This is a genomic window from Bradyrhizobium sp. Cp5.3 (assembly GCF_000426265.1).
GTDB lineage: Bacteria > Pseudomonadota > Alphaproteobacteria > Rhizobiales > Xanthobacteraceae > Bradyrhizobium > Bradyrhizobium neotropicale.
In genome coordinates this window covers 16,490-31,701 of record NZ_AUFA01000040.1, presented here as the reverse complement: position 1 = coordinate 31,701, position 15,212 = coordinate 16,490, and the positions used below count along the sequence as shown (strand labels likewise).

The 15,212-nt window shown below is 63.4% G+C and carries 13 protein-coding genes; 11 read left to right on the top strand and 2 right to left on the bottom strand.

The window, feature by feature from the left end:
- The first annotated feature begins 69 nt into the window (after nucleotides 1-69).
- From K289_RS0133555 to cydB, 10 genes are all read left to right on the top strand, one after another.
- Nucleotides 70-570, top strand: coding sequence for a Dps family protein (locus K289_RS0133555; protein ID WP_027555466.1), 501 nt, complete (start codon nucleotides 70-72; stop codon nucleotides 568-570).
- A 75-nt stretch (nucleotides 571-645) separates the two neighbouring features.
- Nucleotides 646-1,260, top strand: coding sequence for a histidine kinase dimerization/phosphoacceptor domain -containing protein (locus K289_RS47985; RefSeq protein WP_051311063.1), 615 nt, complete (start codon nucleotides 646-648; stop codon nucleotides 1,258-1,260).
- 135 nt (nucleotides 1,261-1,395) lie between these two features.
- Nucleotides 1,396-1,995 carry an HdeD family acid-resistance protein gene (locus tag K289_RS0133545; protein ID WP_027555464.1) on the top strand — a complete coding sequence of 200 codons (600 nt, stop codon included), beginning with the start codon at nucleotides 1,396-1,398 and terminating at the stop codon, nucleotides 1,993-1,995.
- Between the two features lie 9 nt (nucleotides 1,996-2,004).
- Nucleotides 2,005-2,835, top strand: a complete 831-nt coding sequence (fdhD, locus tag K289_RS0133540) for a formate dehydrogenase accessory sulfurtransferase FdhD (RefSeq protein WP_371260888.1) — start codon at nucleotides 2,005-2,007, stop codon at nucleotides 2,833-2,835.
- Between the two features lie 17 nt (nucleotides 2,836-2,852).
- On the top strand, nucleotides 2,853-3,521 hold the full coding sequence (locus tag K289_RS0133535) for a YoaK family protein (protein ID WP_027555462.1): 669 nt from the start codon (nucleotides 2,853-2,855) through the stop codon (nucleotides 3,519-3,521).
- Nucleotides 3,522-3,724: 203 nt separating this feature from the next.
- A complete protein-coding gene (gene fumC / locus K289_RS0133530) occupies nucleotides 3,725-5,161 on the top strand; it encodes a class II fumarate hydratase (RefSeq protein WP_027555461.1) in 1,437 nt (478 codons plus the stop codon).
- A gap of 57 nt (nucleotides 5,162-5,218) precedes the next feature.
- On the top strand, nucleotides 5,219-5,623 hold the full coding sequence (locus tag K289_RS0133525; protein ID WP_027555460.1) for a cupin domain-containing protein: 405 nt from the start codon (nucleotides 5,219-5,221) through the stop codon (nucleotides 5,621-5,623).
- Between the two features lie 35 nt (nucleotides 5,624-5,658).
- Nucleotides 5,659-7,191 (top strand): malate dehydrogenase (quinone), encoded by a 1,533-nt coding sequence (gene mqo / locus K289_RS0133520; protein ID WP_027555459.1) that lies wholly within the window; start codon nucleotides 5,659-5,661, stop codon nucleotides 7,189-7,191.
- A 19-nt stretch (nucleotides 7,192-7,210) separates the two neighbouring features.
- Nucleotides 7,211-8,620 (top strand): cytochrome ubiquinol oxidase subunit I, encoded by a 1,410-nt coding sequence (locus K289_RS0133515; protein WP_027555458.1) that lies wholly within the window; start codon nucleotides 7,211-7,213, stop codon nucleotides 8,618-8,620.
- 2 nt (nucleotides 8,621-8,622) lie between these two features.
- A complete protein-coding gene (gene cydB / locus K289_RS0133510) occupies nucleotides 8,623-9,609 on the top strand; it encodes a cytochrome d ubiquinol oxidase subunit II (RefSeq protein WP_027555457.1) in 987 nt (328 codons plus the stop codon).
- Between the two features lie 38 nt (nucleotides 9,610-9,647).
- Here cydB and K289_RS0133505 read toward each other — a convergent pair whose 3' ends face one another.
- Nucleotides 9,648-10,895, bottom strand: a complete 1,248-nt coding sequence (locus K289_RS0133505; RefSeq protein WP_027555456.1) for an oxalate decarboxylase family bicupin — start codon at nucleotides 10,893-10,895, stop codon at nucleotides 9,648-9,650.
- Between the two features lie 258 nt (nucleotides 10,896-11,153).
- On the opposite strand from K289_RS0133505, the gene K289_RS0133500 reads away from it, so the two are divergent.
- Complete coding sequence (locus tag K289_RS0133500) at nucleotides 11,154-13,457, top strand: FdhF/YdeP family oxidoreductase (RefSeq protein WP_027555455.1); 2,304 nt, start codon at nucleotides 11,154-11,156, stop codon at nucleotides 13,455-13,457.
- Between the two features lie 25 nt (nucleotides 13,458-13,482).
- Here K289_RS0133500 and K289_RS0133495 read toward each other — a convergent pair whose 3' ends face one another.
- Nucleotides 13,483-15,099, bottom strand: a complete 1,617-nt coding sequence (locus tag K289_RS0133495) for a PAS domain-containing sensor histidine kinase (protein ID WP_245284070.1) — start codon at nucleotides 15,097-15,099, stop codon at nucleotides 13,483-13,485.
- Nucleotides 15,100-15,212: the final 113 nt, after the last annotated feature.

Genomic DNA, 15,212 nt, shown 5'->3' with positions numbered 1-15,212 from the left:
TTCGGGCCCGAAAGACCGTTCGCGTGGCATGCCGCTAGAGTTCCCGAACCACCAACAAGGATGCTGACAATGACCAGAGCAGAACTTCAAACTCCGACAGATCTGGGCGCGAATGCGAACCGTGACGTTCCCGCCGCGCTGCGCGCGCTGCTGGCGGATGTCTTCGCGCTGTACCTGAAGACCAAGAACTTCCACTGGCACGTGTCGGGCAGCCACTTTCGCGACTATCACCTCATGCTCGACGAGCAGGCCGAGCAGATTTTCGCCATGACCGACGACATCGCCGAGCGCGCACGCAAGATCGGCGGGACGACGCTGCGCTCGATCGGGCACATCGCACGCGAGCAGCGCATCCTCGACAACGATGCAGAATATGTCGAGCCACAGGACATGCTCGCGGAGCTGCGTGACGACAATCAGCAACTGACGCGGGAAATGCGCCGCGTCCATGAGCTCTGCGACGAATATGGCGACGTCGCAACCGCAAGTCTGCTGGAAAACTGGATCGATGAGACCGAGCGGCGCATCTGGTTCCTGTACGAGTCCGGACGGACGGGTTCGAAGCCCTGAGCTCGACATAGCGTCCGGCAGGGAGTCGAGTGAAGGATGAGCGGGCCGTCGGAGCTATTGCCGGATGGCGGGGATATGGCCGAACGCCTGGTGTTGCGCGAGCTCTCGCACGAACTCGGCGATGAGCTCGCCTCCGTGATCAACCTCGTCTCGGTGGCGGCAAGCCGCTGCGACAGTGCCGAAGCGAGGGCGAGCCTCGCTTCGGTGCGGGATAGGCTGCGAGGTCATGCGCAGGTTCATCGCTCACTGCAAATGATGGAATATACCACGACGATCGATCTGGCGGCCTATCTCCACCATTTGTGCCGTTCGATCAGCCGTTCGAGGCTCGAGCGCGACGGTATTGCGCTGTCATTGTTGCTCGATCCAGTGAGGATGAGCTCGGAGCGATGCCGGCTGCTCGGCATGATCGTCTTTGAATTGCTCGCTGATTCAGCGCGGCACGTCCCCCACGGGGGAGCGGGCGCCATTCATCTTGAAATGTGGCCGACGGATACGTCGATCGCGTGCTGCGTCACCGACAACGGCTCATCAGACGAGGGCGCACACCTCGAGAGGGGGAGCGCCGTCGTCGAGGCGCTCGCCGCCAGTGTGCGTGGAACAGTTGATATCCGCAGGGGATTGGACGGGACACGCGTCGTCGTCAATATCCCGCGCGGGGCAGACGAGATGCCTGTTGCAGGCGAATAAATTCGCGGCCGCCAGCGGCCTGCATCGTGCAGACGGGCAATATCGACCGCATACGTGAAAGATGACCGGCGCCGGGTCGTCCAAGCTGACCCCATTCGCGACCTGAAAGAACGGTCGTGTAACGAGGGTCGAGTCATGACGGACATGTCGAACACGAGAACGTCGCTGGGACACGCCATCCACGCGATCACCGGGAAATGGGGCTGGTTCGTTGCGCTGGGGGTCGGCGAACTGATCCTTGGCGGCATCGCATCGACAAACCTGATGGCGGCCAGTCTGGCTTCTGTGCTGGTCATCGGAGCCACCATGGTGGTCGCCGGCATTTTCCAGATCGTACATGCCTTTTCAATGCACGGCCTGCGTGGCTTTCTGTTCTGGCTCTTGGCGGGGATCGTTTATACGGCCGCCGGAGCGATCATCCTCTACGACCCGCTTCTCGCCTCGTTCACGCTGTCCCTCGTGGTTTGCGCCTTCCTGGTTGCCGCCGGTGTGATGCGGACATGGGCTGGCTTCCACATGAGGCCGGCCGCAGGCTGGCGCTGGATCGTGGCTGCCGGTGTTTTGACGTTCTGTGTCGGCATTCTCCTCGTCGCGACCTGGCCCGCGATCGGCCTGTGGCTGCTCGGCGCGATGCTGGTGGTCGACCTGATCTTCCAGGGGTGGGGACTGATCGCGTTCGGGCTCGCGCTCAGATCGCGTGCGACCAGGCATTCGAGCCAGCCGGCGACGGTGTGAGCCATGATCATGAACACGACATTTGCGCCGCATCGGGAGATTGCCTGGCGGCGCGGCCAAGCCATGGCGACATCGCGACTCGTCGCCGAAGAGACGGCGATCGCGCTCAGCTATAATGGGTCGACCCATGCCGTGATGATGGCGACGCCGGATGACCTCGCGGATTTCGGCATCGGCTTCACGTTGACCGAAGGCATCGTGGAGCACGCGAGCGAGATCAGAAGCATCGATGTGATCCCGAGCGAACTCGGCATCGAGATCCGGATCTGGCTTAATGGTGATCGGGCGACGCGCCTGGCTGCGCGGCGCCGCGCCATGAGCGGTCCGGTCGGATGCGGACTATGCGGCATCGAAAGCCTTGAGCAGGCGCGCCGAGCGCCGTCGCGCGTACCGGAGCGGGGCATTGCCTTTCAAGCCTGCGACTTGCTGGCTGCCATGCAGGCGCTCGCTCCTCTCCAGGTCCTGAACCAGCAGACGCGGTCGGTGCACGCGGCGGCCTTTTGGCATCCGCGCACCGGCATCGGCCCCGTCAAGGAGGACGTCGGCCGCCACAACGCGCTCGACAAGCTCGCCGGCGCGATCGCTCGCCATCGCAAATTGGCCAGCGCCGGCGCCGTGCTGCTGACAAGCCGCGTTTCGGTCGAGATGGTGCAGAAGGCCGCGATGATCGGCGTGCCGGTCGTGATTGCGGTGTCCGCGCCGACCACGCTGGCCATTCGAACCGCGGAGGAGGCCGGAATCACGCTGCTCGCGATCGCGCGCGACGACGGCTACGGCGTGTTCACCCATCCCCATCGCATTCTCCTGCCTGAGAACGCCGCGCCTCGCGCGGATTGCTGATCTCATGGGCCGTGCAAATGGCGATGGAAGCCGCGCCGCCGAAGCTGGAGTCTAAAGCGCTGGTCGACGCTTGCGGCGTCGAACAATCGCTCCCTGTCGCGTCCCTTCTGACGATGTCGGCCGGATTTCTCGACGCCTTCACCTGGCTCTCGCTCGGCGGCGTGTTTGGAAGCTCCCAGACCGGAAACGTGGTTTTCCTTGGAATGTATGCCGCTTCGGGACACTGGCATCAGGCGGCTCACCACCTCCTTCCGATCCTCGGTTTTCTGACGGGGGCATCGGTGGCGATCCGGCTCAAGGCACCGCTGCTATGCCTCGGCGGTGAGATCGTCTGTCTGGTTGCGGTGATGCTGACGCTGCACCGGATCTCCGAACCGGTTGCCATCATCGGAATATCCTTCGGAAGCGCGCTACAGTCGGCGAGCTTTAGACATGTCGGGCGCCTGAACTATCTCTCGGTCGCCGTCACCGGAAACATGTTCCGCACACTTGACCAGTTCGCGGCGATCCCGCGTGCCGAGGCGGCGCGCGGCGCTGTGGACATGCTCACGATCTGTCTGACGTTCGTGTTGGGGGCCGCGGTCGGCGGCTGGGCCACGCTACGGTTTGACGCTGCAAGTCTGGCGCTGCCGATTACATTGTCGACTTTCGCGCTCTGGCTTTGCCGCCGGCGCCGCGCAATCTGAGCCTATCCGGCCCTCACCATCGGCTTTGCGGCCGGGCTCGCCGCATTGGAAACCGACGCGATCGCGCAAGAGCCAGCTCCGTGAGCTGCCGCCATTCCATTCGACAAAAGGACGTTCGTTCGCGGAAGCGCCTGCGGGGCGAGGCGCCTACGTTGCCAGCAGCGCCGAGCGCGTTTCCGACGCAACTGCCGGGAGATGCAAGCATGAACGACCTCCGCAAAGAAACAGACAGTTTGGGCGAAGTCGGTGTTCCCGCCGACAAGCTCTGGGGAGCGCAGACTCAGCGTTCGCTCGAGCATTTCAGTATCGGAAAGGATCTGATGCCGCGTGAGATGATCGCGTCCTACGCGACCCTGAAGAAAGCGGCGGCAAACGCCAACTGTGCAGGAGGCCGCCTCGACGGCAAGCTTCACAAGCTGATCGTCCATGTCTGCGACGAGATTCTCGCAGGGCAGCACCATGACATGTTTCCGCTCCATGTCTGGATGACGGGCAGCGGCACGCAGTTCAATATGAACGTGAATGAGGTGATCTCCAACCGGTGCTGTCAACTCGCCGGCACCCCGCTCGGCAGCAAGCGCCCGGTCCATCCGAACGATCACGTCAACATGTCGCAGTCGTCGAACGACAGCTTTCCATCGGCGATGTACATCGCGGCCGCCGTGAATGTGACACAGCGCCTCGTGCCGGCGGTCAAGGCGCTGCACGATGCGATCGCTGCAAAAGCAGTGGAGTGGGGCGATATCGTCAAGATCGGCCGCACCCACATGCAGGATGCTACCCCGCTGACCTTGGGCCAGGAATGGTCGGGATATGCCGGCATGCTCGAGGACGACCTGGGACGCATCGACGGCGCGCTCGGAGGCGTGTTCCGGCTCGCACTCGGCGGTACGGCCGTCGGCACTGGAATCAACGCAGCTCCCGGCTTTGCCGAGGCGGTGGCCGCCGAAATTGCGCGGCTGACGAAACTGCCTTTCGTCAGCGCACCGAACAAGTTCGCCGTGCAGGGCGCGCATGACGCGCTAGTGCAACTGTCGGGTACGTTGCGTACGCTCGCGGGCTCACTGTACAAGATCGGGAACGATATCCGCCTGATGTCCTGCGGTCCGCGCGCGGGATTTGCCGAACTGCTCATTCCGGAGAACGAGCCCGGCTCGTCGATCATGCCGGGCAAGGTCAACCCGACCCAAGCCGAGGCGCTGACGATGCTCGCGGTGCAGGTGATGGCGAACGACGTCGCTGTGGGGTTCGGCGGCGCTGGCGGCTATCTGGAGATGAATGTCTACAAGCCGCTGATCATCCACAACATTGCCCAGTCGATCACCATCCTCACCGACGGTTGCACGAACTTCCGCAAATTTCTCGTCGAGGGAACGCGGCCGAACCGCAAGAAGATCGAGGAGTATGTGGAGCGTTCGCTGATGCTCGTTACCGCGCTGGCCCCGGTGATCGGTTACGACAAGGCGTCGAAGATCGCGCACTACGCGATGGACAACGATCTCACGCTGAGGGCGGCAGCGCTCAAGCTCGGTTTCGTGACCGAGCAGGAGTTCGATCGCGTGGTCGACCCCGCAAAGATGGTCAAGCCTTATGTCGCCGAGGCCACGGCGCCTCGCGCGATCGGTGCGCCGGCAACTTGACGGGTGAATGCTGGCCTCGCGTGTGAGCGCAGCGACAACAATGTGAGGAGAGAACCAATGATCCGTTGCGTGCGTCTATGGACCGGCGAGGACAATAATTCCCATTTCGAGGAAGGGATCATCGAGCTGGAGCCGGGCGCGCGCGGCGACGCCCTCAGCAGCAGGGTCGATGTGGCCACCGTCTCGTTCCAGGAAACCGCGTCGGGCGGGGCCTTCTCCTGGCACACGGCGCCGGTCCGCCAATTCGTGATTACGCTAAGTGGAACGCTCGATTTCCAAACGCGCGACGGCGAGCACTTCCTGCTTCATCCCGGCGACGTCCTGCTGGCGGAAGACACCGCAGGCTCCGGACACAGCTGGACGCTGACGGATGATGCGTCCTGGCGCCGCGCCTATGTGGTGCTGAGGCCGGGTGCGCAGGTGCCATTCCGCACAAAGGCGCGGCAGCGGACCCAGGCCTGATCTGCAATCCAAAACAGCGAACGAGGAGAAATCCCATGCAAGGCACTTCCAATTCCGAACTCGACGTCGCGCTCATTGGCGCTGGTATCATGAGCGCCACGCTCGGCGTCCTTCTCAAGGAGCTGGAGCCCTCGCTCACGATCCAGATGTTCGAGGTTCTGGAGGATTGCGCTCAAGAAAGTTCGGACGCCTGGAACAATGCCGGCACCGGGCACGCGGCGAACTGCGAGATGAACTACACGCCGGAACGGCCCGACGGCAGTATCGACATCTCCAAGGCGCTTCAGGTCAACGTCGAGTTCGACCTGTCCCGGCAATTCTGGTCCCATCTGGTCGGGCGGGGGGCGATCGCCGATCCGCGGACCTTCATCCACCCGGTGCCTCACATGAGCTTCGTGCACGGCGCCGACAATGTTGCGTTCCTCCGCAAGCGGTTCGAGGCGATGTCTGCCCATCATTGCTATGAGGGCATGGAGTACAGCGAGGACCGGAAGAAGATTGCCGACTGGGTTCCGCTGGTGATGGAAGGACGGAGCGGCGACGATCCCGTGGCCGCAACGCGCATCGTCACCGGTACCGACGTCGACTACGGTTCGCTGACTCATCTTCTGGTCGCTCATCTCGTCAGCCAGTCCGGCTGCGCCGTTCGCTACAAGAGCTGCGTCACGGAGATTGTCCGCGAACCGGATGGTCGCTGGCGTATCGACGTGCGCGATACCGACAGCGGCGAGACGCGGTCGGTCCGCGCGAAGTTCGTGTTCATCGGCGCCGGCGGCGGTGCACTGCCGCTGCTGCAGAAATCCGGCATTCCGGAAGGGCGCGGTTACGCGGGCTTTCCGGTCAGCGGGATCTGGCTGCGTTGCGACGATCCGGAGATCAACAAGCGCCACCATGCCAAGGTCTACGGCAAGGCGGCGGTTGGCTCGCCACCGATGTCCGTGCCGCACCTCGATACACGCGTGATCGGGGGGCAGCACTCGCTGCTGTTCGGTCCCTATGCGGGCTTCTCGAGCAAGTTTCTCAAGCACGGGTCGCTGCTCGATCTGTTCGAGTCCGTCCGTCCTGCCAACGTCGAGCCGTTGCTCGCGGTAGCGCGCGACAATTTCGATCTCACCGAATATCTGATCGGTCAACTGCTGCAGTCCGAAAATCGACGCCTGGCGACGCTCGACGAGTACTTTCCGAACGCGGATCCAAAGGACTGGCGATTGCAGGTCGCGGGTCAGCGCGTTCAGATCATCAAGCCGGACGTCAAGCGCGGTGGATTGCTCGAATTCGGAACCGAGCTCGTTGGCGCCGCCGATCATTCCCTGGTCGCGCTTCTCGGGGCCTCACCGGGCGCTTCCACCGCAGCGTTCATCGCCATCAGCGTGCTGGAGAAGTGCTTCTCCGGCGAGCTCACGGCAAGTGCCTGGCTGCCGAAGCTGAAGCAGATCATCCCATCCTACGGCGTGTCGTTGATCGAGGATGCGGATCTGTGCCGGCAGATACGTGCGGTGACGGCCGAGGTCCTCAAGGTCGACAACATCCCCGCCACACCGGTGCTGCCGGCGGCGAAGCGAGCCTGAGCGGGCAGGAGAGTTTCCGATGGACCCCACGGCGCTCCTCCTGTCGCGGATACAATTCGCCTTCACCATCTCGTTCCACATCATCTTTCCGGCCTTCACCATCGGCCTTGCGGCGTGGCTTACCGTGCTCGAGGCGCTGCACCAGTACAGCGGCAAGCCCGTCTACCGGACCCTGTTCGACTTCTGGCTCAAGATATTTGGCGTCGCCTTCGGCATGGGCGTCGTATCGGGAGTGGTGATGGGGTTCCAGTTCGGAACAAACTGGAGCGTTCTTGCGAAGATGTCAGGGCCGATCCAGGGCCCGCTTCTGTCGTACGAGACATTCACCGCCTTCATGCTGGAGGCCAGCTTCTTCGGCATCCTCATCTTCGGGCGGAGCCGAGTGCCGCCCTGGTTCTACCTGTTCTCCACCGCCATGGTGGCGCTCGGGACGACGCTTTCGGCGTTCTGGATCATGGTGAACAACAGCTGGATGCAGGCGCCGACCGGCTATGTCTTGCAGAATGGCCAGTTCGTTCCTGACGACTGGATGGCGATCATCTTCAACCGGGTGGTCTGGGTCAGGTTTCCGCACATGCTGCTCGCCTCCTATCTGACCGGCGCGTTCTGCGTCGCGGCGACCGGCGCTTGGTATCTGCTGCGGGGGACCTATCGCGCCGAGGCGCATGTGATGCTGCGCATGGGCCTCGCGCTGGCGGCCGTGCTGCTACCGGTCCAGCTCTTCATCGGACACCTCGTCGGCGACTATGTCCACGACTATCAGCCGGCCAAGTTCGCGGCGATCGAGGCCCGCTGGCATGACGAACAGCCGGCCTCGGAGGTGCTGATCGCGATCCCGGATTCCGGCACTGAATCCAACAAATACGCCATATCGATCCCGATCCTCGGAAGCATCATCGGCAGCATGAGTCTGACCTCGAAGGAGGTGGGGCTGACCAGTTTCGCGCCGCAGGAGCGGCCGCCGGTGGCGATCCCGTTCTTCGCCTTCCGCATCATGGTCGGCTGCGGTCTCGTGATGCTGGGGCTGGCCTGGCTTGGGACCTATCTCGGCCGCAAGCACCGCCTCGAGCGGAACCGGCTGCTGCTATGGGGCATCTTCCTCAGCTTTCCGCTGCCATGGGTCGCGATCCTCACGGGCTGGTACACCGCGGAAGTAGGGCGCCAGCCCTGGACGGTTTACGGCGTGTTGCGGACTGCCGATGCGGTGACGCCGTTCCTGACCGCGCCTGCCGCGACGGCTTCGCTGATTCTGTTCGTCGCGGTCTACGCCTTCATCTTCTCGTTCGGGACCCATTACATCTACCGGCTGCTGCGTGCCGGTCCGGCGGGACTTGGCGACAAGCCCCTGCACAACCCGGCGCCCAATCGACCCATGTCGCTTGCCGATAGGCCACCGCTATCGGGCGACTACGCTCAGGCAGGAGAATGACCATGGTGACGTTCTGGGTGGCTCTGCTGGCGATCAGCATCCTGATCTATCTCCTGCTCGATGGCTTCGATCTCGGCGTCGGAATTTTGTTCCTGCTGCCGAACAGCGAGCAGCGGCGGCAGGCGATGCTGGGCGCGATCGCGCCGTTCTGGGATGGCAACGAGACCTGGCTCGTGGTGACCGGTGTGATCCTGTGGGGTGCATTTCCGGTCGTGTATGCGACGGTGCTCTCGGCCTTCTACCTTCCGGTCATCTTCATGTTGCTCGGATTGATCCTGCGCGGGGTCGCATTCGAATTCCGCTCCAAGTCGCAGCGCTCGCGCTGGGTCTGGGATCTCAGCTTCGGCCTCGGCTCCCTGGTCGCGAGCTTCATGCAGGGTGTGATGGTCGGCGCGCTCGTGCAGGGCCTGCCGGTCGTGGATGGCCAATATACCGGCGGGGTGCTCGGCTGGCTGAGCGTGTTCTCGGTCCTGTGCGGTTTCGGTCTTTGCCTCGGCTATGCGCTGCTCGGGGCGTGCTGGCTGGTGAGAAAGCGCGGGGGCGCTGTTCGCGACCTGGCGCGAAGCCAAATTCCCGTGCTGGCAACCGGGGTGCTCCTGTTCCTGATCCTCGTCTTCAGCCACGCGCTGATCCAGCACCTGCCGATCCTGCAGCGCTGGATCGAGCGGCCCTATCTGTTCCTCTTTCCTGCGATCGGCGCCGGCGCCGCCTGCATGCTCGCCTCGAGCATCCTGCGGCATGACGACTATTGGCCGTTCCACATGGTCTCGTTGATCTTCGTATCAGCGTTCGGCACGCTGGCTCTTTCGTTCTGGCCCTACATGGTGCCCTTCGCCATCACGATCGATGAAGCCGCCGCGCCTCATGCCAGCCTTGCCTTCATGTTCTGGGGAGAAGGCCTGTTCATCTTCCCGCTCATGCTGGCCTACGTCGCGATCGGCTTCCGCGTCTTCCGGGGCAAGTTCGAGTCGGAAACGGCTCGCTACTGACGGCAAAAGAAAGGCGCCGGTTTCGGCGCCTTTGTCGTTCAGGATTTCGGCATGATGCCTGGACTGGTGTCCGGCCACTGGGCGATCACCTTCTCATCGATATTGAGGTGCTGGGCGACCAGTGCGGGCGGTGTGTGCGCAAGCCAATTGGAGAGCGATACCTCCTCGTAACGCGGCGCGCGGAATACACCGACGAACTGTACGTCGGTATCGCCGACGTTCTCGACGTAATGTCCGAGATTGCGCGGGACATAGCCGATATCGCCCGCGGAAAAATCCGTCGTTCGCGCGTTGGGCCCCGTATCGAACACCGTCATCCGCGCCTTGCCCTTGATATAGTACTGCCACTCATCCGCGTTCGGATGCCAGTGCATCTCCCGGACGGCGCCCGGAGGCATCGTCACCAGCGCGGCCGCAACCGTGGTCGCCACCTTGAAGTTGGTGCTATCCGCGACGCGGATGCTTCCCGCCGAACTCTCCTTCATGGGAGCCGAGCTGCCCAGCGAGTAAACGAACGGGTAGGGCGGTGCCTCGGCATGTTTGGCAATGGCGGCGCGATCTGCGGCGAGATCGCCGGGTACCGTGCCCTGGAAGATCCATCGATCGTGCAAGGGAATATTGGCGAAGGTTTCGGCCGGCACTCCGAAATTCCTGGCCAGCACCTCCGGAGGCGTGTGGGCGAACCAGTCCGTCACCAGCAGGGTGTTGAACTCGTTGGCGTGACCGTCGTCGAAGCAGATCACGAACTCGCAGCCGTCGGGACCCAGTCCTTGCAGGGAATGCGGCGCACCCGACGGAAAGAACCAGAGGTCGCCGGCCTTGAGGTCGGCCACATAGGGGCGGCCCTGGACGTCGAGCACCGTGATGCGGCAGTTGCCGTAGGTCATGATCGCCCATTCGGCCGCCTGATGCCAATGCAGCTCGCGGATGCCACCGGCAGACAGCCGCATATTGACGCCGGAGATCTCCTTCGAGATCGCGAAATCCTCGACCGTGACCTGGCGGGCCCATCCGCCGTTCTGAATGCGCCTGGGCGCGTTGTTGAACGAGGCCCAGTTCATCTGCAAGCCGCCGACGTCCGTCGCCGGCGGCTCTTGTGCCGAGGGAAACTGCTTCGCCAGGGCCGGATTTTGCGGCCCGGGATCGCTCAGGCTTCCGGGGCTCTTGGCATTGATCGCGCCCTGCGGCGGCTCATCCGGATTGCCGAAGGTTGCGGCTTGCGCGCTGGAGCTGACCATGGCGGCGCCTGCCGCCGACATAGCCAGCAATTCACGTCGTGAAAACATGTTGGTCGCTCCTGAAATGCATCTCGAGCCTTCATCGCGGCGAGGCTCCACGAGACTAGCCTAGTTTCGCCCTGTGGACGCAGCTTCCGCGAACGGCGATCCTTTTTCCGGAATGCACTACCGACTTCGGCGGGGTCCTCGCGATTGCACCGGGGGGAAGCTGTGCAATTGAGAAATTCGAAATCCGATTTGAAAAGACTAGTCCGGCGCGGGCGTCCTTAACTGGCATGAGGATCGTCACATCGAGAGACCTCTCAGATGACCAGGAAATCGGTTCGTCCCTATCATGAGCCCGCCGGCGGCTGGGGTGCCCTCAAGGCGCTGAGCGAGGCCCTGCTGGTGCAGCGGGTGCCGGTGAAGGGCGCGGCGACGCTGAGCCGGATGAATCAGCCGCAGGGATTCGATTGCCCCGGCTGCGCCTGGCCCGATCCGAAGCACACCTCGTCATTCGAGTTCTGCGAGAATGGCGGCAAGGCAATTGCCTGGGAAGCGACCTCCAAACGGTGCACGCCCGAGTTCTTCGCCGAGCATACAGTCACGGAACTTGCGAGCTGGAGCGACTATGATCTCGAGATGGTCGGGCGGCTCACGCATCCGATGGCCTACGATGCTGCCTCCGACCGCTATCTTCCTGTGCAGTGGAGCGATGCGTTCGACATGATCGGCCGCCAGCTCAGGGCCCTGCCGGACCCGAACATGGCGGATTTCTACACGTCCGGGCGGACCTCGAACGAGGCCGCCTTTCTCTATCAGCTCTTCGTGCGCGAATACGGCACCAACAATTTTCCGGATTGCTCGAACATGTGCCATGAGGCGACCAGTGTCGGCCTGCCGCATTCGATCGGCGTCGGCAAGGGCACGGTGCTGCTCGAGGATTTCGACGAGGCCGACTGCATCTTCATCTTCGGTCAGAATCCCGGCACCAACAGCCCGCGGATGATGACGAGCCTGCGCAATGCGGCGCGCCGCGGCGCCTCGATCATCTCCATCAATCCGTTCCGCGAGCGTGCGCTGGAACGCTTCCAGGCACCGCAGAGCCCCCTCGAGATGATCACGCTGAGCTCGACGACGATCAGCTCGAAACTCTTCCAGGTACGGATCGGCGGCGACGTCGCGGTCTTGAAGGGGATCATGAAGCTCCTGGTGGAAACTGACGAGGCCGCGCGTGCCGCCGAGCAGCCGGAGATCCTGGACTGGGATTTCATCCGCGGGCACACAGTCGGGATCGAAGCGCTGATCGACGATCTCAAGCGCACGGCGTGGCCGGACATCGAGCGTCAGTCGGGCCTGACGCGCGAGGACATGGAATACGCGGCCAATGCCTACATGAAGGCGGAACGCGCCATCTTCGTCTACGGCATGGGCATCACCCAGCACCAGCGCGGTGCGCACAACGTGCAGCAGATCGCCAATCTGGCCCTGTTGCGGGGCAATGTGGGACGTGAGGGCGCCGGCGTCTGCCCGGTTCGTGGCCACTCCAACGTGCAGGGCGACCGCACCGTCGGCATCACCGAGGTCCCCAACGCGGAGTTCCTCGAGCGCCTGGAACAGCATTTCGGATTCAAGCCGCCATCAGCGCCAGGACATAACGTCGTGACCGCATTGGAGGCGATGATCCGCGGCGAGGTGAAGGTCTTCTTCGCGGTGGGCGGCAATTTTGCGGCCGCAATCCCCGACTGGCAGGCGACGCAGGCTGCGTTGCGCGAGCTCGATCTGACCGTCCATGTCTCGACCAAGCTCAACCGCAGCCATCTGATCCATGGCCGTGCCGCCCTGATCCTGCCGTGCCTCGGCCGCACCGAAATCGACGTCCAGGCGGCGGGGCCGCAATCCGTCACGGTGGAAGACTCGATGTCCATGGTCCATGCCTCGGGCGGTCGCAACAAGCCGGCATCGGAGCATCTCCTCAGCGAGGTGGCGATCATTGCCGGTGTCGCCAAGGCGACGCTCGGCGACCGCACGGTGGTCGACTGGGACGGGTTCGTTGCCGATTACGATCGCATCCGCGATGCGATCGAGGCGGTCTTCCCCATCTTCCAGGGCTACAACGCACGCATCCGCGTTCCCGGCGGCTTCCATCTGACCTCGACCGCGCGGGAGCGGATCTGGGCGACACCGTCCGGCAAGGCCAATTTCCTGGTATTCGAGGGCTGCGGAGAGGACCCGCCGCAGTGCGATCCCGATTTCCTGTGGCTCAGCACGATACGCAGCCATGATCAGTACAACACCACGCTCTATTCGATGTCGGACCGCTATCGCGGCGTGTTCGGCCAGCGTGACGTGGTGTTCCTCAACGAATACGAGATGAAGAAGCGCGGCCTTGCCGAAGGGGATCGCGTGGATCTGATCACGGAATCGACCGACGGCGTCGAGCGGATCGTGCGCAACTTCCGCGTGGTCGGCTATTCCTTTCCGACCGGTTGCTGCGCGGCCTATTATCCGGAGACCAATCCGCTGGTGCCGCTCTATGCCCGCGACCCCATGAGCTTCACGCCGTCATTCAAGGGCGTTCCGATCCGCCTGGTGCGCTCGAGCGCCTCCGAGTCCGCGATCGAGCAATAACCGGACGGTCGACTTCCGAGCCGGATCACGCCAAATCGGCTGAGCCGGAGATTGGCAGCGTAAACCAGAAGCGCGCACCTCCGCTCGCGCCCTTGCCATCGGCATTGATCCGGCCGCCATGTGCCTCGACAATGGAGCGGCAAATCGGCAGTCCCATGCCCATGCCGCTTTCCTTGGTCGTGAAGAAGCTCTCGAACAGCCGGCCGACATGTTCGGCGCCGATGCCGGGTCCGCTATCTTCCACGGAGCAACACAATGTGTCCGTATCCAGGGTGACGGTGCTGATGACGATCCTGCGATTTTCGCTGCCGGCCTGGGTCATCGCCTGCATGGCGTTGATCGCCAGATTGACGATCACCTGCTGGAGCTGGGTGCGGTCACCGTGCAGCCGCGGCGCCGCCGGATCGGGATGATGTGCGATCGCGACGGCACGGGACTCTATTTCATGTCGAAGAAAGAGCAGGGCCTCCCGAATGACGTCGTCGAGCGATAGCAGCACACGCTCTGGCGCCTTCCTGGTGGCCATCCCCTGGATCCGCGCCACGATGCTCGCGGCACGCTTGACATCCGCAGCCATGTTTTCGATCACGCTGCGCACTTCGGCCAGGTCCGGATTGGGCCTGTTCAGCCAGCGTAGCCCGGCTGCGGCATTGGTCGCGATGGCGGCCAGCGGCTGGTTGACCTCGTGGGCGATGGAAGCGGTGAGCTCGCCAAGCACGGAGACCCGAGCCGCATGCGCGAACTCCGCCTGCACCTGCTGGAGCCTTTCCTGGGCGCGAACACGTTGCGAGATGTCGATCGTGCCGACGAGGCTCAGCTCGAGATCATTGATGGGACCGACGCGCGCCGTCGTGAAGAGAACGTCGACGACGCGGTCGTCCCACGTGACCATCCTGGTCTCTTCCTCGAAGTTCGTCTCGCCGCGAAAGCGGGACTCCATGGCCCGACGGAAAGTATCCGGCCGCTCCCTCCAGGTGTCGGCCATGGAACGTCCGGCATAGCCGCCGCCGAACATCTGAACCGCCCGTTCGTTGGCCTCTTGAAACGTGAGCGCCTCCATGCAGGTCTGGAGGAAATCGGGATGGCTGTCGAAATAGCTGCCGAGATCCTCGACCCCTTCCGCGCGCAACTTTCGGAACAGTACCACCAGCCGGCTGGCGTCGAGCTGCCGGAGCGCGATCGGCATTCGGCTGAACAGCTGGCGATAGCGCAGCTCGCTCCGCTCCAGTTCGGCGTGGGCCTTCTTCTGGGCAGTGATATCCCTGGCCGCGGCGGCCAACTGCTCGCGCTCTAGGCTGTGCAGGCGCCTGACCAGGCCGACGATTGTCAGCGACGTGATCAGAAAGGTGGCCAAAGTGACGATGTCCTCGAGGCCACCGACCGCAAACGAATAGATGGGATCGATGAAAAGGAAGGCGAGCCCGCCGACCGCGACAGCGGAAAAGATCACCGACGACACCAGACTGTCGAGCAGCGACAACAGGACAATGACGATGAGGAGGGCAAAAGCGGTGGTGGCGAAGTTGAATCCGAGCAGGAAGCAGGCGAACGACAGCAGGGTCAGCGCAGCGCTTCCCGCGGCGCAGAGAGCGGCATGAGCGAGGACGCGAGTGTTCCGATGTTCGGCTTGGACCGGCTGCAGGCGATGCCACCATCGCTTGGACTGTAGCAGACGAAAGTCATCCAGGCGTTCAGGCGGCGTGTTCGATCGCTGACACTCGGCCGTCATGGAGCGCACTGCGGACGATCGGACGA

Excerpts from the sequence above, each read along its gene's own strand:
- fumC (WP_027555461.1), top strand. The coding sequence starts at position 3,725 with ATGAACGACCTCCGCAAAGAAACAGACAGTTTGGGCGAAGTCGGTGTT.
- K289_RS0133525 (WP_027555460.1), top strand. The coding sequence starts at position 5,219 with ATGATCCGTTGCGTGCGTCTATGGACCGGCGAGGACAATAATTCCCAT.
- fdhD (WP_371260888.1), top strand. The coding sequence starts at position 2,005 with ATGAACACGACATTTGCGCCGCATCGGGAGATTGCCTGGCGGCGCGGC.
- K289_RS0133515 (WP_027555458.1), top strand. The coding sequence starts at position 7,211 with ATGGACCCCACGGCGCTCCTCCTGTCGCGGATACAATTCGCCTTCACC.
- K289_RS0133555 (WP_027555466.1), top strand. The coding sequence starts at position 70 with ATGACCAGAGCAGAACTTCAAACTCCGACAGATCTGGGCGCGAATGCG.
- K289_RS0133500 (WP_027555455.1), top strand. The coding sequence starts at position 11,154 with ATGACCAGGAAATCGGTTCGTCCCTATCATGAGCCCGCCGGCGGCTGG.
- K289_RS0133505 (WP_027555456.1), bottom strand. The coding sequence starts at position 10,895 with ATGTTTTCACGACGTGAATTGCTGGCTATGTCGGCGGCAGGCGCCGCC.
- K289_RS47985 (WP_051311063.1), top strand. The coding sequence starts at position 646 with ATGGCCGAACGCCTGGTGTTGCGCGAGCTCTCGCACGAACTCGGCGAT.
- K289_RS0133535 (WP_027555462.1), top strand. The coding sequence starts at position 2,853 with ATGGCGATGGAAGCCGCGCCGCCGAAGCTGGAGTCTAAAGCGCTGGTC.
- K289_RS0133545 (WP_027555464.1), top strand. The coding sequence starts at position 1,396 with ATGACGGACATGTCGAACACGAGAACGTCGCTGGGACACGCCATCCAC.
- mqo (WP_027555459.1), top strand. The coding sequence starts at position 5,659 with ATGCAAGGCACTTCCAATTCCGAACTCGACGTCGCGCTCATTGGCGCT.
- cydB (WP_027555457.1), top strand. The coding sequence starts at position 8,623 with ATGGTGACGTTCTGGGTGGCTCTGCTGGCGATCAGCATCCTGATCTAT.